The sequence below is a fragment of the Streptomyces sp. PT12 genome, from assembly GCF_003311645.1.
GTDB lineage: Bacteria > Actinomycetota > Actinomycetes > Streptomycetales > Streptomycetaceae > Streptomyces.
Genome location: NZ_QEST01000023.1, coordinates 85,770 through 103,040, shown reverse-complemented (window position 1 = coordinate 103,040; position 17,271 = coordinate 85,770). Strand labels below are relative to the sequence as shown.

Genomic DNA, 17,271 nt, shown 5'->3' with positions numbered 1-17,271 from the left:
CCGGGCCGGGGAACGGGCCGCGCGCTTTCAGGATTCGGCGTTGGCCACCATGAACTTCAGGAGGGGGTCGAGGAGTTCGCGCAGGTCGTCCTCGCTTGCCACCAACTCCTCTTCCTCCCAGGTCTCCTCGGCCGCCTGGTCGAGGAACACCGCGCGGACGCGGTGGGCCGGTGCGTCGCGGGGAGCGTCGGCGGGGCGAATGTCGAGCGTGACCAGGTGGGAACCGGCCTCCAGCGCGAGCGAGGGCGGCGCGCCCCGGAAACGCACCCGGTGGGCGGCGAGTTCGCCCTCGTGGGTGGCGTGCCAGTCGTTCAGCCAGCGCATGACCTGCTCCATGCCGCGACCCCTCGGGCGCTCGATCGGGTGGACGGAAGGTTGATCGTAGCGGGACCTCGGGCGTGGTCCGGCAGGCTCGCCGAAGGATCCTCGGCCTTCCCCCCGGGGGCCCGGATCGGGCCCTCGCCGGGTGTCCCCGGTCAACTGCCGGGCGGGAAGGGTCGGATGGGTCACCTGGGCGAGGGCGACCCGGTCGTCACGGCTCGGCGGGGTGGCGGAAACGGGCGTAGCGTGACTCGTCCTTCCGTCTGCGGGGGCGTGACGTGGTTGGCGTCGTTCGCGCTAGGGCCACACCCGCGCGGCGACGCGGCGGAAGGTGCCGCCCAGGATGGCGGCGACGGCGTCGTCGGGGTATCCCCGGGCGAACAGCGCGCGTTCGACGGTCAGCAGGTCCTCCGGCGGCAGGAACGCGATCGGCCCCCCGGCGGGTGTAGCACTCGGGGAACAGCTCGGGGCTCTCTTCGAGCAGCGCCTTGAAGTCCCCTGGTCGAACGGGTAGTCGGTCGGTCAACAGCCCCACACGGTCGGGGCCCACGAGGTCGACGGCGCGGTCGATGTGCCGGACCAGCGCGTCGATGTCCACGACGTTGGGGCCGAGGAAGATCCCGACGCCCGTGATGCCGACGCCCCCGCCGGTGGCGGCGCACGCCTTCGCCTGCTCGTCGGTGATGTCGCGGGGGTGGTCCCACACCGCGCGCATGCACGAGTGGCTGTAGATCGCGGGCTGTTGGGAGACCTCGCACATGTCGAGCCCGGTGCGGGCGCCGCAGTGGGAGCCGTCCGCGACCATGCCGACGGCGTTCATCTCCCGTATCAGCGCCCGACCACAGGCGGTGAGCCCTTCGTCGACGTCGTCGAGGCAGCCGCCGCCCGCCGCGCTGCGGGTGTTGTAGCTCGGCAGCATCGTGCGGACGCCGAGGTCGTGGAAGTGGCGCACCCGGTCGAGACGCCCTCGAGCGGCCCCGAGTCCTCAAGGTCGAACGCCACCGCCACCTGACCCGCCCGCGCGGCGGCGTCGATGTCCTCGACGCTCGCGGCAAGCCGCAGGCGGCCGTCCGCGGCGATCCGGGCCCGCCAGCTCATGAGCAGGCCGGTGACGTCGTCGGCGCGGTGCGGGGCATAGCCCGCGTTCACCGAGACAAAGCTGCCTCCCGGCCTGCGGCAACGCGCCAACTCGCCGATGTCCGCCCGGTGTTCGAGCGGCAGGCAGCAGTGCTGCTCCCACAGCAGGGGCGGTCGGCGCGGTGGCGGGGACGCGTGGGACATGCGGCCATCATGCGCCGCGGACCCGGCCGCGGGCCGGGACCGATGGCCGGGGTCGATGGCCGGGGTCGACGGTCTCGCCCGGAGCGAGGGCTTCGCCTAGCGTTCTCCCATGACCGAACTCGTGCGGCTCCACCGCGATCACGCTCCGGCCCTGCTCGCCTTCGAGCAGGAGAACCGGGACTACTTCGCCGCGTCAGTGCCCGACCGCGGGGACGCGTACTTCGCGGACTTCGAGGCCAGGCACGAGTCGCTGCTGGCCGAACAGGCCGCCGGGACCTGCCACTTCCATGTGCTGGTGGACATCGCGGGGGCGATCGTCGGGCGGGTCAACCTCGTCGATGTGGCGGGCGGCGCGGCCGAGTTGGGCTTCCGGATCGCCAAGTGCGCGGCGGGGCGCGGACTCGCCACCACGGCGGTGCGGCAGATGTGCGGGGTGGCGGCCGCGGAGTACGGGCTGGCGATGCTGCGCGCGGCCACGACGCTGGAGAACGCGGGCTCCCGCGCGGTCCTGGCGCGGAACGGCTTCACAAAGGAGGGCGAGACGGTACTCGCGGGCCGCCCGGCGCTGCGCTTCTCCAGAAGCCTGGGGCTGAGCAGGAGCCCGAGCTGAGCGGGAGACCGGGCTGAGCGGGAGACCGGGCTGAGCGCTGGCTCAGGGCGCCTCGATGGCGAAGATGCGGTAGCGGTGGATGTCGGCCGCGAGGACCGGGGGTGTCGGGGCGGGGGCGGGCCCGAGGCGCGGAAGAACTCCACGGCCAGGTCGGAGTCCCAGCGCTCGTGGACGTTGATCCGCCCGGGGTCGAGCGGGTCGGGGCCGAGCGCGAAGTCGAGGCAGCCCGGGGCTCTTGGGGCCCGCTCGACGACCTCGCGGCAGACGGCCAGGTAGGCGTCGCGGTCCTCGGGGGCGACGGTCAGCGTTCCTGCGACGGTGTTCACGGGGGCCTCCTCGTTGACGAGTGCCCCCGTGAGGACTCCGCGGGGGGCCTCGGCTCATCGGCCCCCCGCGGGCGTTCGGACGTCGGCCGTGGCCTCGGTCCGTGGGCTCAGTCCTTCTTCGGGAAGGCCGTGATCGCCTTCAGCGTCTCGGCGATCCGCGCCTCGACGGCCGCCTTGGCCAGGCCGACACCGGCCAACACCCCCTGTCCATCCTCCTGTTCGAGGAGGGCGAGCAGCATGTGCTCGGTGCCGATGTAGTTGTGCCCCAGGCGCAGGGCCTCGCGGAACGTCAGCTCGAGCGCCTTCTTCGCCGCCGCGTCGTAGGGGACGAGCGCGGGAACCTCGGCGACGGCCTCGGGGAGCGCGGCCTCCGCGGCCTCGCGCACGGCGTCGAGCGAGACGCCGAGCTCGGTGATCGTCACCCCGGCGAGCGCGTCGGGGTCGTCCAGCAGGCCGAGCACGATGTGGGCGGGGACCACCTGGTCGTTCCCCGCGGCCTTGGCGGCCTCGTGCCCCGCCATCAGCGCCTTGCGCGCGCGGGGCGTGAAGCGGTTGAAGCCCTCGGCGGGGTCGAGGTCGGCGCTGACGTCCTTGGGGACGAAGCGCTTCTGCGCCGCCTGCCGCGTGACCCCCATGCTGCGGCCGATCTCCGTCCACGAGGCGCCCGAGCGGCGGGCCTGATCGACGAAGTGGCCGATCAGGTGATCGGCCAGCTCACCGAGGTGATCGGCCGCGATCACCGCGTCGGCGAGCTGGTCCAAGGCGTTGTCGTGGACCTTCTTGATGGCCTCGATCAGATCGTCGAGCCGAATCTGCGTCGTCATGCGTCAACCGTAGGTTGACAGTACGAGGTGCGTCAACCCGGAGTTGACACCTGGATATGACCCTGACCAGGGCGGCGAACCGATGTGCGCGCAGTAACGATTCTCTGACGCTTGGTGACCCGCGGCGCCCCGAACTCTCCTAAGATCGGCGGGACGGTGGAAACCCGGGTCAACCCGCCTTGTCCGACAAGGGGTTCGTGATGTCCTTGAGCGCCGACTCCGTTCCGGTGGCGCCTATCCCGGAGCACGAGTTGCTGCTGCTCCTCCTCCAGATCGGCCTGTTGCTCCTGATGGCGCTCCTTCTCGGGCGCCTCGCCGTGCGGTTGCGGATGCCCGCGATCGTCGGGGAGCTGTGCGCGGGGGTGTTGATGGGGCCGTCGCTGCTGACGGCGGTGGCGCCCGGGGTGGCCGAGTGGCTGTTCCCTCAGGAGCCGGGGCAGATGCATCTGCTGGACGCCGTGGGCCAGTTGGGGGTGCTGCTGCTGGTCGGGTTCACCGGGGTGCACCTGGACATGTCGCTGGTGCGCAGGCATGGCGCGAAGGCGGCGGGGGTCAGCGCGGCGGGCCTGCTCGTGCCGTTGGCCATGGGGCTCGGCCTGGGGCTGCTGCTGCCGAACGCCATGCGGGGGCCCGAGGCGGAGACGCTGACGTTCGCGCTGTTCGTGGGCGTGGCGATGTCGGTGAGCGCGATCCCGGTGATCGCCCGCACGCTGATCGACATGGGCCTGCTGCACCGGACGCTGGGCCAGCTGATACTCGTCGTCGGAACGGTCGACGACGCGATCGGCTGGCTGCTGCTCTCGGTGGTGGCCGCGATGGCGACCACGGGCCTGGACGGCGGCGAACTGGTGTGGACGTTCGGGCAGTTGGGCCTGGTGCTGCTGTGCGCGGCAACGGTCGGGCGCGTGGTGGTCGGGGCCGCGATGCGGCTGGCGGCGCGTTCCGAGGTGCGGGGCATGCCGATAGCGGCGTCCGTCGTGCTGATCACGCTGGCCGCGGCGGGGACGCACGCGCTGGGACTTGAGGCGGTGTTCGGGGCGTTCCTGTGCGGGATCCTGATCGGCCGCACGACCGAGGAGGTGGGCCCGCGTCGGCTCGAACCGCTCAACACCACGGTGCTGGTCGTGCTCGCCCCGCTGTTCTTCGCCACGGCGGGGCTGCGGATGGACCTGACGGCGCTGGCCGACCCGGTGATCGCGCTGTGGGCGGGCGCGGTGGTGGCGACGGCGATCGCGGGGAAGTTCATCGGGGCGTTCGTGGGCGCGCTGGGGGCGCGCATGTCGCGCTGGGAGGCGCTGGCGCTGGGCGCGGGCATGAACGCGCGGGGCGTGATCGAGGTCATCATCGCGATGGCTGGGGTGCGGCTCGGGCTGCTGTCGACCGAGATGTTCTCGGTCGTGGTGCTGGTCGCGGTGCTGACCTCGGTGATGGCGCCGCCGCTGCTGCGGTTCGCGATGAGCCGCGTGGAGCGCACGGCGGACGAGGACACCCGCGAACAGCGCGCCCTGGCCTGGCACGTGCCGCACCAGCCGACGGTGCGGGGGTCGGGGTGAGGGGGCGCTGCGCTGGCCTGGCGGGGCGGCTACGGTCCTGACGTCCTCCCGTTCGCCGTCGGCCGGGTGTCGGGTGGAGGGCGGTGCGGGTCAGGGAGGGCACCCACGGGGGGAGGGGTGTTGGGTGTGCGGCCGTCTCGGTCACCCGACGCCCCCTCCCGTAGGTGCCGATCTCTGCCCCGCACCCACCACGAAACAGGCCACCGCGGCAGGCGGCCCGCGCCACCGGACCCTCCGTAGCCGCCGCCTACCCCGGATTCACATCCCCCAGGAACCGCGTCAGAAGACGCGCAAGCGTCGCGCGGTCCGATTCAGACCAGTCCGCGATCGCCTCGGCGACCACCCTGCGGCGGACGTCGCGGATGCGGAGCAGCACATCGTGGCCCTCGGGAGTCAGCGCCAGCAGCGAGCGGCGGCCGTCGTGCTGGTCCGCCTCGCGGCGCAGGAGTCCCGCCGCGAGGGCCTGCGCCGTGAGGCGGCTCGAACGCGGCTGGTCCACGCCGAGGACGGCGGCGGCCTCGCTCACGGTCAACGTCTCGCCGCGCGCCGCCGCTGACTCGATCGCGGCCAGCAACTCGACGACCGCGTCCGGCAGCTGCCCGTGCCGAACGGGCCACTCACCGCGCCGCGCGGCGAGCCGGGCGGCTAGGGCGCGGCGCCTGTGGATGCGGCGCAGGCTGACGACCGCCGCCTCGATGGCGGCGATGTCCGCGGCCCGGGCGTCTGCCACGCGTCCTCACCCCCGGTCGAACGCTCCAGGTCGAACACTCCAGGTTGAACGGCACATGCATGCTACGCGACATGCATATCGCTGCGTTTCCGGCGTATGTCACGCCGCGGCCGAGAAGTGGCGGGCGGTGCGCGGGGGTTTCGGACCCGTTAGAGGGGTGCAACGTCCTGGCCCCGGGGGTGGCGGGAAGGGCGGGCGTTCTGTTCTGGTGCCGTCGTGCCACCGCGCGGAACAGGAGAAAAGCCATGAACCACGACCCCAGCCACGCCCGTGACCTGCTCGTCGAAGGACTGGGGCGGCGAGGGTTCCTGCGCGCCGCGTCCGCCGTGACCGCCGTCGGAGGCGGCGCCACGGCCGGGGTGATCGGCGCCAGCACACCCGCCCACGCACAAACAAGGGCGCAGGCCCACGCACAAGCCCACGGGCGCGGCCGCGACGACCACCCCCGCGACGTGCTCCAGCCCGGCAGGGCCGCATCGACGGCGACCACTACGTTCCGTCCCTGCCCGAGCAGGTCCGCCGCGGCTCGGCGCTCTCCCTGCCGGTGTTCGCCGAAGGCGCCCTCTTCTACGCGGGCGACCCGCACTTCGCCATGGCCGACGGCGAGGTGGCGCTCACGGCGGTCGAGGGGTCGTTGCGGGCGACGTTCCGGCTGACCGTGTGCAAGCCGGGGTCGGGGGACGCGCCATCGGTGGCGTTCCGCTACCCGTTCGGCGAGACGGAGGACGCGTGGCTGCCCGTCGGCCTGTCCGCCCCGGACGGCGGCGTCGGCGGGCAGCTCAGCGATCTCGATGTGGCGATGCGCCGGGCCGTGGTCAACGCCCTGGACTTCCTCGAGCACGACCAGGGCATGGACCGAGCGGTCGCCTACGCGTACCTGTCGGCCGCCGCCGACTTCCACGTCTCCCAGGTGGTCGACCGCACGGTCGGGGTCCACGCGACGATCAGCAAGGAACACTTCCGGGACTGAACGGGCGGGACCGGAAACGATCAGGAGTGGTCGGGCTCCCGGTCCTGCGGCGGGGGGGGCGGCGACGAGGCGCGGCGCTTGCCCTTCCCCGGCCTGAACACGCGGTAGAGGACGAACGCGACGAGCGCGAGCGCCACCACGACCAGGACGACCTTGGAGTAGACCGACACCAGGTCGGTGACGCGCTCCCAGTCCTCGCCGAGGCGGTATCCGGCGAGGACGAAGAGGCTGTTCCAGATGGCGCTGCCCAGCGTGGTCAGCGCGAGGAACGTGGGCAGCGGCATCCTCTCGACCCCCGCGGGGATCGAGATGAGACTTCGGAAGATCGGGATCATGCGGCCGAAGAAGACGGCCTTGCTGCCGTGCTTGGCGAACCACGCCTCCGTCTTCTCGATGTCCTCGACCTTGACCAGCGGCAGCTTGTCGGCGATCGCGATCAGCCGCTCCCTGCCGAGCCACACGCCGAGGTAGTACAGCGCCACCGCACCGACCACGGAGCCGATGGTGGTCCACACGAGCGCGGCCCACAGGCTCATGTCGCCCTGGCTCGCGGTGAACCCGGCCAGCGGCAGGATCACCTCGCTCGGCAGCGGCGGGAACAGGTTCTCCAGGGCGATGGCCGCGCCGGCGCCCGGTGCGCCGAGGGCCTCCATGAGGTCGGTGGCCCACCCGGCGATACCGCCGGGGTCCTCGGGTGAGGCCAGGGGAAGGGGTGCGGAGGAAGAGATCACACAGTGAACGGTACAAAGTCCCCGTGGGGCGCTGCCATGCGGGCCGCCCCAGCGGCGGTTGTGCGGAAAACCGCACTCCGCTTCCCCGGCCCGCCGCGTTAGCTTGGCGGCGGGCATGGGGCAGGTGGCGCGCCGGTGGGCGCTGATGGCGGCCGGGCTGGCGTGTCGACGAGCGCGGTGGAGAAGCAGGTGAACGCGATCTTCGACACGTTGGGGCTGCCGGGGGCGGGGGCGGCTACAGCAGAAGGGGTCTCGCGGCGCTGCGCTACCTGGACGGCTGACGCGCGCCCCTGCCCGCGGCGGCGGGGCGTCCGTCAGAGGGAGAGCTTCAGGATGAGGTCCTTCACCTCCGTGGCGGCGATCGGCTCGCCGGTGAGGGCGTCGGGGTCCGAGCAGATGAGGACGGGGCCCTCGTCGGGGGTCGAGGGGAGGCGGCCATGGCTGCCCTTCACCCATGAGCCGTCGAGCGGGACGACGTTCATGCGGTAGCGCAGGCCGAGCTTCTTGCGCGCGAGCGCCAGGCCCGCGCGCGGCTTGGCCATGCGGTCGGTCGGGTCGAAGAACAGCTCGGCCGGGTCGTAGCCCGGCTTCTTGTGGATGTCCACGGTGGCCGCGTTGTCGGGGGCGCGGGCGTCGTCGAGCCAGTAGTAGTACGTGAACCACGCGTCCGGCTCGGCCACCGCGACCAGCTCGCCCGCGCGCTCGTGGTCGAGCCCGGCGCTCTTCTTGCCCGTCTCGTCGAGCACCTCGTCCACGCCGGGCAGCCCGGCCAGCACCTCGCGCGTGCGGGCCAGGTCCTCGGGGCGGCGGACGTAGACGTGCGCAAGCTGGTGGTCGGCGACGGCGAACGCCCGGGAGACCCAGGGGTCCAGATACTCCATCCCGGCCTGGGTGTAGACCTCCAGGAGCCCGGCGCGGCGCAGCTCGCGGTTGATGTCGACCGGGCGCGAGACGCCGGTGATGCCGTACTCGGAAAGCACCAGGACCCGCGCCCCCACGGTCTCGGCGGCGTCGAGCAACGGGCCGAGCTCGTCGTTGAGTTGGGCCGCCGCCGCGCGAGCCTGCGGGCCATCGGGGCCGAACCTCTGGAGGTCGTAGTCCAGATGGGGCAGATAGACGAGCGTGAGGTCGGGGCGGCGGCTGGTGAGCAGGTGGCGGGCGGCGCCCGCGATCCAGCGGGACGAGACGATGCTGGCGGTCGGCCCCCAGTACTGGAAGAGCGGGAACTCCCCGAACTCCCCGACCAGTTCGTCGCGCAGCTCGACGGGCCTCGTGTAGCAGTCGGGGTCCTTGCGGCCGTCGGCGTAGTAGATGGGACGGGGGGTGACGGTGTAGTCGGTGTCCGCGCCCATCGCGTACCACCAGCAGACGTTCGCGACGGTGTAGCCGGGCCGCTCGCGGCGGGCCGCATCCCACACCTTCTCTCCGCCGACCAGGGCGTTGTGCTGCCGCCACAGCAGCACGTCGCCCAGGCCGCGGAAGTACCAGCCGTTGCCGACGATGCCGTGCTCGGACGGCGGCGCGCCCGTGAGGAACGTGGCCTGCGCCGAGCAGGTCACGGCGGGCAGCACGGTGCCGAGCGGCGCGCTCGACCCCTTGCCCGCCAGGGCGGCAAGGCGCGGCATGTGCGGGAGGAGGGCCGGGGTCAGGCCCACCACGTCGATGACGACCAGGGGGCGGGTCATGGCAGCTCCTTGCGGGTCATGGCAGCTCCTTGAGGCCGAGGCCGGTCAACAGGTCGCGGGCGAGGGTGAGTTCGGCGGCTATGCCCTCGGCGAGCTGCTCGGGGGCGCGCGGGCGCAGCGCGGGCGGCAGCACCTGCCACGTGTAGGTCTCGACCTCGAGGTGGGTGGTGAGCGGGTGCTCGCCGCCGACCAGGCGGGCCAGGGCGCGCTGGAGCTGCGGCAGCGTGGAGGTGAGCGGCGGGGTCGGCGTGGCGTGCAGCGGAACGTGCAGGTGGACCCGCCAGGGGCCGCGGCCAGGGAGCGGGTCGGGGCCGAAGAGCGCGGTGTCGAGGTCGTCGCGCCCGTTGACGCCCGCGTGGACGCGTTCCCTGGTCTGGTGAAGAAAGCGGGGCTCGGCGAAGTCGGCCAAGGCGGTGCGGACTTCGGGGCGGCCCGGGTGCTCGGCGTGCAGGGCGGCCGAGAGCTGGGACTTGACGATGGCGACGCCCCGGGCGGTCAGCCCGTCGACGGCCTGGTCGGGGTCCTCGAACTGGGTGGCCAGGTGGCATGTGTCGAGACACACGCCGACGCGGTGCCCCGGCGGGGCGTCGGGGCCCGTGAGGATGTCGGCGGCCTGGCCCGTGGTCTCGACGGTGCAGCCAGGCTCGGGTTCGAGCGCGATGCGGATCTCGCGGCCCGTGCGCTCGGCGAGGGCGTCCAACCGCCCGGCCAGCTCGGTGAGATGGCCGAGCGCGCGGGCGCGGTCGGCGGGCGTGAACGGGTGCCGCCAGGCCAGCGGCAGGGTGGATATGGTGCCGTGGGCGACGTCGTCGGGCAGCAGCTCGGCGAGGATCGCGGCCAGGTCGGCGGTGTGGTCGAGGCGTTCCCCGCTGGTCCAGTCGGGCGTGTAGACGGCGTACTTGACACGTTCGCCGCCGAACCCCCGGTAGGGGAAGCCATTGAGGGTCACGACCTCGAGGCCGCGGGCGTCGAGCGCGCCGCGCAGCGTGCGGCGGGCATCGGCGTCCGCGACGAGCGCGGCGGCGGCGTCGCGGGCCAGCCACAGGCCGATGCCGAGCCGTTCGCGGCCCAGGGCGCGGCGCACCGGCTCGCAGTGGTCGCGGAGCTGGGCCCGCACCCCGTCAAGGGTCTCGGCCGGGTGGACATTGGTGCAGTAGGCCAGGTGGACGGTGGACCCGTCGGGGTGCAGGAAGCGCATCGGGTCACCGCCCCGATGGGGCGCCGCGCGCGATGGAGTTGCCCTCGAACAGGTCGGGCCGCTCGCGCTCGCCTAGGTCGAGTCGGCCGCTCTGGCCATAGAACTCCACGGGGTTGCGCCACAGCACGCGGTCCACGTCGTCCTCGCTGAACCCGGCCGCCAGCATGGCGTCGCCGACCTTACGGGTCTTGAGCGGGTCGCTCTTGCCCCAGTCCGCCGCCGAGTTGACCAGCATCCGGTCGAGGCCGAGGCGGCGCAGCACGGCGACGGTGCGGGCCTCGTCCATCTTGGTGTCGGGGTAGACGGAGAACGCCATCCAGCAGCCCGACTCGGCCGCGCGGTCCACGGTGGTCTCGTTGAGGTGGTCCAACACCACGCGTTCGGGCGGAAGTTCGGACTCGGCCACGACGGCGATGGTGCGTGTCAGACCGGCGAGCTTGTCGCGGTGCGGGGTGTGGACCAGGGCGGGCAGGCCATGGCGGGCGGCGAGTTCGAGCTGGGCGGCAAGGGCCTCGTCCTCGGCGGGAGTGATCGAGTCGTAGCCGATCTCGCCCACGGCGACCACGCTGTCCTTCTCCAGGTAGCGCGGCAGCTCCTTCAGGATCGGCGTGCAGCGCGGGTCGTTGGCCTCCTTGGGGTTGAGGGCGAGCGCGCAGTGGTGGGAGATGCCGTACTGGGCGGCGCGGTAGGGCTCCCAGCCGAGAAGGGCGTCGAAGTAGTCGACGAACGAGGCGGCGGACGTGCGGGGTTGGCCGAGCCAGAACGACGGCTCGACCAGCGCGGTCACGCCGGACGCACGCATCCGCTCGTAGTCGTCGGTGGTGCGGGAGGTCATATGGATATGGGGATCGAAGATGCGCATCACGCCTCCTGCACGGGCGGGTTGCCAGGGGACGAAGGGGAGGTTGACGAGGGAACGTCGAGGGTGCCGGGGGCGTCGGGGACGAGGCTGAGGATGTGCGGCACGTCGTCGGGCACGGGGCGGCCAGCGGCGGCGCGTTCGGCGGCGACGTCGCGGGCCATGCGGGCGAGTTCGGCGTCCGCGCGGTCGGCGAGCCCGGCCACCTGGTGGACGGGGACGCCGATGAAGACGCACTTGAGGACGGCGTGCCGCCACAGGTGCTGGTCGAGGTGGCGGGCGGCGTACGGGCCGAGCGCGGCGGCGATCAGGCGGGCGTCGTTGGCCCGCAGGGCGTCCTCGACCAGGGGCAACGCCTCGGGCCCCAGGGGGAGTTCGGGGAGCGCGAGCAGCACGGCGAGGCGCTCGGCCGCGTCGCCGCGCTGGTAGATGCGGGTCAGGATCGCGGCGTCGGGGCGGGCGACGCGCAGCAGCTCGACGCGGGCGGCTGTGGCGTGGCCGCGGCCGACGTGGCGTCCCGCGGCGGTGAAGGCGGTCTCCCAGCCTTCGGTGCCCAGGACGCCGTCGAGCCAGGCGCGGCCCTCAGGGGTGAGGTCGGGGTCGGTCAGCATGGTGCGGGTGCCTCCCGGCTGGCGGTGGGGAGTTGATCGGGTGCGCGGGTCCCGGGTGCGCGGGTCCCGAGTGTCCCGAGTGTCCCGAGTGCCCGGGTGAGGAACGCGATCGAGCGGCGGGCGAGGTCGGGTCCCGCGTGGGAGTGGCGGGGCAGCTCGACGGATACGAGCCCGTCGTAGCCGGTGGCGGCGAGCGCGGCCAGCGCGGGCGGAAAGTCCATCTCGCCGTCGCCGAACGGCAGATGCTCGTGCACGCCGCGCCGCATGTCCTCGATCTGGACGTGCGCGAGCCAGGGCGCGGCGGCGGTGACGCACTCGGGGACGGGGTCGGGTTCGAGGCAGTGGCAGTGCCCGATGTCCAGGGTCAGGCGCAGCGCCTCGGGGTCGCCGAGCTCGGCCCGCAGCCGGTGGAACGCGGCCAGCGTGTCGAGCAGCATGCCGGGCTCGGGCTCGACGGCGAGCGGCGTCCCCGTGGCGGTCGCGGCCTCGACGACGGGGGTGAGGGCGTCGGCGAGGCGCGGCCAGGCGGCGTCCTCCGTGGTGCCGGGCGGGAGGTGGCCGCTGAAGCAGTGCACGGCGGTGGCCCCGAGGTCGGCGCCGACCCGCACGGCGTCCACGAGCAGCGCGGTGCGGCGGGCGCGGGCCTCGGGGTCGGGGTCGAGGAGGCTGGGGCCGTGTTTGGCGGTGGGGCTGAGGACGTAGCGGGCGCCGGTCTCGATCGCGACGGCGAGCCCGTGCCGCTCCAGGTCGCGGGCGACGTCGGCGGTGCGCCGTGCCAGGTCGGGGGCGCACGGGTCGAGGTGCATGTGGTCGAGCGTGAGCGCGACGCCACGGTAGCCAAGGTCGGCGAGCAGGGCGACGGCGTCGGTCAGGCGCAGGTCGGCGAGGCCGTTGGTGCCGTAGGCGAAGCGGAGTTCGGTCATGTCGGGGTGACCTTCCTGGACAGCCGCTTGGCGGCGAGCAGGGCGGCGAGCAGGGCGGGCGCGGCGAGGCCGCCTCCGGCGCGGGCCACGAGGGCGGCCTGGAGCGGCAGCATGGCGTTGAGCCCGCCCACCACCCCCTGCCGCATGCGCCCCCCGGTCGGCTCCCGCACGGCCCGCACGAGCGGCGGCAGCGCGGTGGCGGCATAGGCGGCAGCGCACACGGCCTCCGGCCAGGTGAGCGACATGCCCTCCGGGCGGGAGACCCGACGGGCGGAGGCGACGGCCGCTGCGCGGCCGGGCGCCGCGACGGCGCTCCGGCTGCCGCCGGGGGCAAGCGCGGGCCACGCGCGCGGCAGCGTTCGTGACTCGGCGGTCGCGCCGCCGAGGCGCGGGGCTCGGGGAGGCCAGCCCCCCTTCCGCGGGTTGACCGCCGCCTCGCGGCGGGGCATCAGGGCCGCCGTGATCGCCGTTGTCGCCGCCGCCGCGGCGAGCGGGACCGCGCGGGGGGCGCCGCCGACCTCGTGGCGTGAGACCGCCGTCAGCGTGAACGTGTGGGCGGCGGCGAGGGCGGAACGCCGCAGGGCCGTGGGCGGGGTGCCGCCCGAAGTGGCCGCGCCCAGCAGGACGTTGAGCGAGCGGGCGGTGGCCATCGCGGCGGGGCCAGCGGGGGTGTTCTTCAGGCCGAGGTTGTAGGCCCACGCCGTGGCCGCGACCGCCGTGGCCGTCGTCGCGGCCGTCCTGCCGCACGCGGCGGCCAGGCCGAGGCCCGCCGCCGTCAGCGCCGCCGCCGCGCCGAACGCCGCGCGCGGCGCGATGCGCCCCGACGGCAGCGGGCGCTCGGGGCGTTCGACGGCGTCGAGCTCCCGGTCGGCCCAGTCGTTGAGCGCCATCCCCGACCAGTACAGGCACACCGAGGCCCCCGCGGCCATGGCGATGCGCCGAGGGGGCGCACCGCCCGCCGTGACGGCGCCCGCGATGATGTCGCCCGGCACCGTCAACGCCGCCGGCCCGCGGAGCAGTTCGGCCCAGGCCCTGGCGGTGGGGCTCACGATCCGGTCCGCAGCGTCTCGGCCAGCGCGACAAGCTCGCGCCACTGGTCGCCGAGGGCGGCGGATCCCGAGTCGGGGTCCTTGAAGAAGAAGCCGAGCCCTGGCACGGGGCCCGCGAGGCCCACCGCGTGGGCGCGGGAGACGAGCCGGGCCAGGTCGAGCACGAGGGGCGCGGCGAGCGAGGAGTCGCAGCCCTCCCAGATGGTCTGGAGCACCATGCGGGTGCCGAGGAAGCCGTCGAACGCGACATGGTCCCAGGCGGTCTTCCAGTCGCCGAGTGCCGGGACGTTGTCGATGTGGACGGTGCCCTCGGGCAGGGCGCCGAGGTTGTCGTCGAGGACCCGCTCCTTGCCCGCGTTCTTGGCCGCGGCCGCCGCGGGGTCGGCCAGGGCCGCGCCGTCGCCGCCGCCCAGCAGGTTGGTGCCCGACCAGGAGCGGACGTGGAGGGCGCGCTGGGCGAACATCGGGGCCAGCGCGGCGCGCAGCAGCGTCTGCCCGGTCTTGCCGTCGCGCCCGGCGAACGGCAGGCCCGCGGCGGTGGCGCGTTCGGCCAGGCCCTCGCCGCGCATGCCGGTGGCGGGGGTGAAGTTCACATATGAACAGCCCGCGTCGATCGCGGCGTTGGCGTAGCCGGTGGAGACGGAGGGGTCGGTCTCCACGGTGGCGACGTTGACGACGACCGTGCGGGCGAGGCCGTGGCGGCGGGTGAAGTCGGCGATGTCCAGGGCGGGATCGCCGTGCGGGTAGCGGATCTCGGTGTCGGCGGCGGCGAGTTCGGAGGCGATGGCGGAGGGGAGGCCATGGGGGAGGACGCCGCCCGCGACCAGCTCATCGGCGCGCTTGGCGAGGGGCGTGTCGGCGATGTCGTGGCCCCCGATGACCAGGTGGTCGAGGTCGGGCAGCCCCGAGGCGGCGAACGGCGGGAGCGCCGTGACGAGACCGGTCGGCGGCCAGAGCCCGGCTGCGAGGGCCGCCCGGCCCGCGATGGTGGTGGTGGCCACGGAGCCCCTGGCCCCGATGAGCCAGAGGCCGGTGCGTTCGGTGGATGCGGTGGACACGGGGGGCCCTCCCTTTTCTCGGGTGGTGCGGAAGGCGGGTGGTGCGGAGGGGTGCCCGGCCGCGTACGGGTACGCGGCCGGGCACCGGAGTGCCGACGGCGGGGTGGGTTCGGCGTCACCACCCGCGCCGCCGTTTCCCGGCTGTACGGGCCGGGCCGTCGCCGCCGCCCCTCGCGGCGTCGACGGGCATGGGGGATGTGCTGGGTACGTGCTAGGGGGTCAGCTCTTGGATGCCGATGTCCCCCTGGATGCGGATGTCCCCCTGGATGCGGATGTCACGGAAGGACACGGTGTCGCCGTCACCGTGGTTCTGAATGCCTATGTGGCCTTGGAGGCTACGCGCCGGGTCGGTGTTGGTGAAGTCGTTGATCAGGGTCCCGTTGAGGAAGATCTGGAGCCGCTCCCCCTCGACGCGTATTTCATAAGTGTTCCACTCCCCCGGCGGGTTGAGGCTGGCGTCGCGCGCCTCGATGTCGGCGGACTGGAAGCCGTAGACGGATCCCGTGGTGCGGTCGTCGGCGTCGGTGGCGTCGATCTGGATCTCGTAGCCGTTGTCGACGGCCGACCAGGGGTCGTCGGATGGCGGGAAGCCCACGAAGATCCCCGAGTTGTCGTCGCCCTCCACGCGCCAGTCGAGCTTGAGCGAGTACGAGGCGAACTCGGCCGTCTCGTACCACAGCAGGCCCATGCCGCCGACGCTGGTGAGGCTGCCGTCCTCGTCGAGGGAGAACGAGCCTGGCCCGGCCTGTGCCCAGCCCTCGGCGCCCGAGCCGTCGAAGAGCGGCGTGTAGCCGCTCTCGGGGCGGCAGTCGGCCTGGGCGGCCCCCGCGGCCCAGCGGATGCCACCGAGCAGGTGGCGCACGAACTCCGGCTCGCTGTAGGACTCTTCGGTGTGGCCGCCGCCCGTGTAGAACGCGCGGCCCCCGTCGTACTCCTTGCACCAGGCGATCGGGTGGTCGCCGTTCATGTTCCCGCCCTCGTAGCTTGACTCGTCGAGCGAGGCCAGGACGTGGGAGTCGGCCCGGGGGTTGGTGCGGTAGTTGTACCACTCGTCGGTGCGCTGCCACGTCTCGCCGAGGTGGGCGGTCGCGTCGTGCGCCCGGTTCTCGACGACCACGTCGGCGGGCTGGATGTGCGGGTGCGAGTGGAAGAGGGCACCGGCGAGGCCGTTGTACCACTCCCAGTCGTACTCGGTGTCCGCCGCGGCGTGGATGCCGACGTAGCCGCCGCCGCCCTGGATGTAGCCCTGGAACGCGGCCTGTTGGGCGTCGTCGAGGATGTCGCCCGTGGTGGAGAGGAAGACGACGGCCTCGAACTGCTCCAGGCTCGCCTCGTCGAACGCCGTCGCGTCCTCGGTGGCGGTGACCGTGAAGTCGTTCTCGGCACCGAGCTGGGTGATCGCCGCGATGCCCTCCTCGATGGAGTCGTGCCGGAAGCCCGCCGTCTTGGAGAAGACGAGCACGTCGTAGGCGGGTTCCTGGGGCGCGGCCGTGGGGTCGGCCGAGGCCGACGCCGAGGGCAGGACGGCCGTGCCGAGCAGTCCGAGTGCGGCCCAGGAGGCGAGCCGCCGTGTGCGTTTCGTCCGGTCGGTCATGCGCTACTCCCCTGTGGAGAAGGTGAAGTCGTCGATGTCCAGGAGGCCGCCCGCCCTGCCGCTGAAGGTGAGGTAGAGGGTGGTCGTACCATCCGGCTGCCCGGAAAGTGTGGTGCTCACGTCCACGTACTGGTCCCAGCCGCCGGTGGCGGGCACGTCGACCGCGCCGAGCGCGGGCCCGCCGTCGAACGCGGAGTTGCGGTCGGGGCGTTCGTCGATCGGGGTGAAGCCGTCGGAGGCGAACGGGTTGGGGTCGTCGCCGGTGGACAGGTAGAGGTTGCCCTCGGCGTCGAAGTCGATGTCGCCGCCGACGTGGCGGCACTGGCCCCTGCTGGCGGCGACATCCAGGATCTCCGTCTCGCTGTCGAGGTCCAGGGTGTTGTCGTCGCTCAGCGTGAAGCGGGAGAGCCGGTTGACGCCGTCGAACGGCGCGAAGTCGGCGGCCGAGCCATCGGCGGGCGCGTCGCCGCCTGGGGTGTCGAGCGGGGGCGCGTAGTAGAGGCAGATGAAACGATTGCTCTCGAAGCCGGGGTCGACGCCGATGCCTCGCAGGCCCTCCTCGTCGTGGCCGTAGACGGGGAGCTGGCCCGCGACGCTGGTGCTGCCGTTCGCGTCGGTGCGCCGCAGCGTGCCGTCGCGCGAGATGTGCGGCACGGAGCGGTCGGGGAGCACGGCGAGCGTCATGGGCTCGCCCATCTCGGCTTCGCCCTTGACGAGCGTCACCTGCTGGAACTGCGTCTGGGCCACGTCGGGCGGCGGCTCTTGGGCCGACGTGGTCGCGGTGTCGAAGGCCAGCACGCCGGTCGCCGCGAGCGGCGAACCCGCGAGCGCGGCTGTGGCCTGGTGAAGTTTCCGGTGCACGCGCATCCTCCGTTGAGCGCACGGGGTGGGGGTCGAGCTCTCTCGCTGGGCGCGCGCCGCCGCGCCGAAGGAACCGCGCGGCCGTCA

At 73.4% G+C, this 17,271-nt stretch carries 16 protein-coding genes and 4 pseudogenes; 3 read left to right on the top strand and 17 right to left on the bottom strand.

The window, feature by feature from the left end; translation table 11 throughout:
- Positions 1 to 27: 27 nt before the first annotated feature.
- The 3 genes from DEH69_RS03015 to DEH69_RS32310 all read right to left on the bottom strand — a co-directional run bounded on the left by DEH69_RS03015 (position 28) and on the right by DEH69_RS32310 (position 1,602).
- Positions 28 to 336: a hypothetical protein gene (locus DEH69_RS03015; RefSeq protein WP_113685291.1), complete on the bottom strand. Its 309-nt coding sequence runs from the start codon at positions 334 to 336 to the stop codon at positions 28 to 30.
- 196 nt (positions 337 to 532) lie between these two features.
- Positions 533 to 1,240: a membrane dipeptidase gene (locus DEH69_RS03010; protein ID WP_258534390.1), complete on the bottom strand. Its 708-nt coding sequence runs from the start codon at positions 1,238 to 1,240 to the stop codon at positions 533 to 535.
- A complete protein-coding gene (locus DEH69_RS32310) occupies positions 1,150 to 1,602 on the bottom strand; it encodes a hypothetical protein (protein WP_258534389.1) in 453 nt (150 codons plus the stop codon). Before DEH69_RS32310 ends, DEH69_RS03010 begins: the two co-directional genes overlap by 91 nt.
- Before the next feature lie 109 nt (positions 1,603 to 1,711).
- Here DEH69_RS32310 and DEH69_RS03005 point away from each other — a divergent pair, with 109 nt between their 5' ends.
- The gene (locus tag DEH69_RS03005) at positions 1,712 to 2,212 is read left to right on the top strand and encodes a GNAT family N-acetyltransferase (RefSeq protein WP_113685290.1); all 501 of its coding nucleotides are present in this window, start codon (positions 1,712 to 1,714) and stop codon (positions 2,210 to 2,212) included.
- A gap of 182 nt (positions 2,213 to 2,394) precedes the next feature.
- Here DEH69_RS03005 and DEH69_RS32305 read toward each other — a convergent pair.
- Both DEH69_RS32305 and DEH69_RS02995 read right to left on the bottom strand, forming a co-directional pair.
- Positions 2,395 to 2,538 (bottom strand): annotated as a pseudogene (locus tag DEH69_RS32305) (putative quinol monooxygenase); the annotation flags it as partial.
- A 107-nt stretch (positions 2,539 to 2,645) separates the two neighbouring features.
- Positions 2,646 to 3,362 (bottom strand): Clp protease N-terminal domain-containing protein, encoded by a 717-nt coding sequence (locus DEH69_RS02995; RefSeq protein WP_113685289.1) that lies wholly within the window; start codon positions 3,360 to 3,362, stop codon positions 2,646 to 2,648.
- A gap of 200 nt (positions 3,363 to 3,562) precedes the next feature.
- On the opposite strand from DEH69_RS02995, the gene DEH69_RS02990 reads away from it, so the two are divergent.
- Positions 3,563 to 4,915 carry a cation:proton antiporter gene (locus DEH69_RS02990; protein ID WP_113685360.1) on the top strand — a complete coding sequence of 451 codons (1,353 nt, stop codon included), beginning with the start codon at positions 3,563 to 3,565 and terminating at the stop codon, positions 4,913 to 4,915.
- Positions 4,916 to 5,162: 247 nt separating this feature from the next.
- Here the strand turns inward: DEH69_RS02990 and DEH69_RS02985 are convergent, their stop codons facing one another.
- On the bottom strand, positions 5,163 to 5,645 hold the full coding sequence (locus tag DEH69_RS02985) for a MarR family winged helix-turn-helix transcriptional regulator (protein ID WP_113685288.1): 483 nt from the start codon (positions 5,643 to 5,645) through the stop codon (positions 5,163 to 5,165).
- A gap of 475 nt (positions 5,646 to 6,120) precedes the next feature.
- Between DEH69_RS02985 and DEH69_RS02980 the strand changes: the two genes are divergently transcribed.
- Positions 6,121 to 6,615: an acetamidase/formamidase family protein gene (locus DEH69_RS02980; protein WP_309302752.1), complete on the top strand. Its 495-nt coding sequence runs from the start codon at positions 6,121 to 6,123 to the stop codon at positions 6,613 to 6,615.
- Positions 6,616 to 6,635: 20 nt separating this feature from the next.
- Here the strand turns inward: DEH69_RS02980 and DEH69_RS02975 are convergent, their stop codons facing one another.
- The 11 genes and pseudogenes from DEH69_RS02975 to DEH69_RS02930 form a co-directional block, all read right to left on the bottom strand.
- Entirely contained in the window at positions 6,636 to 7,268 is a 633-nt protein-coding gene (locus DEH69_RS02975) for a DedA family protein (RefSeq protein WP_113685287.1), read from the bottom strand.
- Positions 7,269 to 7,660: 392 nt separating this feature from the next.
- Positions 7,661 to 9,031 carry an alkaline phosphatase family protein gene (locus DEH69_RS02970; RefSeq protein WP_113685286.1) on the bottom strand — a complete coding sequence of 457 codons (1,371 nt, stop codon included), beginning with the start codon at positions 9,029 to 9,031 and terminating at the stop codon, positions 7,661 to 7,663.
- A gap of 16 nt (positions 9,032 to 9,047) precedes the next feature.
- On the bottom strand, positions 9,048 to 10,229 hold the full coding sequence (gene eboE, locus DEH69_RS02965; RefSeq protein WP_113685285.1) for a metabolite traffic protein EboE: 1,182 nt from the start codon (positions 10,227 to 10,229) through the stop codon (positions 9,048 to 9,050).
- A 4-nt stretch (positions 10,230 to 10,233) separates the two neighbouring features.
- Positions 10,234 to 11,091 carry a TatD family hydrolase gene (locus DEH69_RS02960; protein WP_113685284.1) on the bottom strand — a complete coding sequence of 286 codons (858 nt, stop codon included), beginning with the start codon at positions 11,089 to 11,091 and terminating at the stop codon, positions 10,234 to 10,236.
- A complete protein-coding gene (locus DEH69_RS02955; protein ID WP_113685283.1) occupies positions 11,091 to 11,699 on the bottom strand; it encodes an EboA domain-containing protein in 609 nt (202 codons plus the stop codon). The genes DEH69_RS02960 and DEH69_RS02955 overlap by 1 nt, the downstream gene beginning before the upstream one ends.
- Complete coding sequence (locus tag DEH69_RS02950; protein WP_113685282.1) at positions 11,693 to 12,622, bottom strand: sugar phosphate isomerase/epimerase; 930 nt, start codon at positions 12,620 to 12,622, stop codon at positions 11,693 to 11,695. The genes DEH69_RS02955 and DEH69_RS02950 overlap by 7 nt, the downstream gene beginning before the upstream one ends.
- Positions 12,619 to 13,671, bottom strand: coding sequence for an SCO3242 family prenyltransferase (locus tag DEH69_RS02945; protein ID WP_258534388.1), 1,053 nt, complete (start codon positions 13,669 to 13,671; stop codon positions 12,619 to 12,621). Before DEH69_RS02945 ends, DEH69_RS02950 begins: the two co-directional genes overlap by 4 nt.
- Positions 13,668 to 14,729, bottom strand: coding sequence for an inositol-3-phosphate synthase (locus DEH69_RS02940; protein WP_113685281.1), 1,062 nt, complete (start codon positions 14,727 to 14,729; stop codon positions 13,668 to 13,670). The genes DEH69_RS02945 and DEH69_RS02940 overlap by 4 nt, the downstream gene beginning before the upstream one ends.
- Positions 14,730 to 14,991: 262 nt before the next feature.
- Positions 14,992 to 16,323: pseudogene (locus tag DEH69_RS02935) on the bottom strand (ThuA domain-containing protein); the annotation flags it as partial.
- Positions 16,324 to 16,326: 3 nt separating this feature from the next.
- Positions 16,327 to 16,497 (bottom strand): annotated as a pseudogene (locus DEH69_RS32300) (carbohydrate-binding protein); the annotation flags it as partial.
- 9 nt (positions 16,498 to 16,506) lie between these two features.
- A pseudogene (locus DEH69_RS02930) lies at positions 16,507 to 17,190 on the bottom strand (sorbosone dehydrogenase family protein); the annotation flags it as partial.
- Between the last annotated feature and the right edge of the window lie 81 nt (positions 17,191 to 17,271).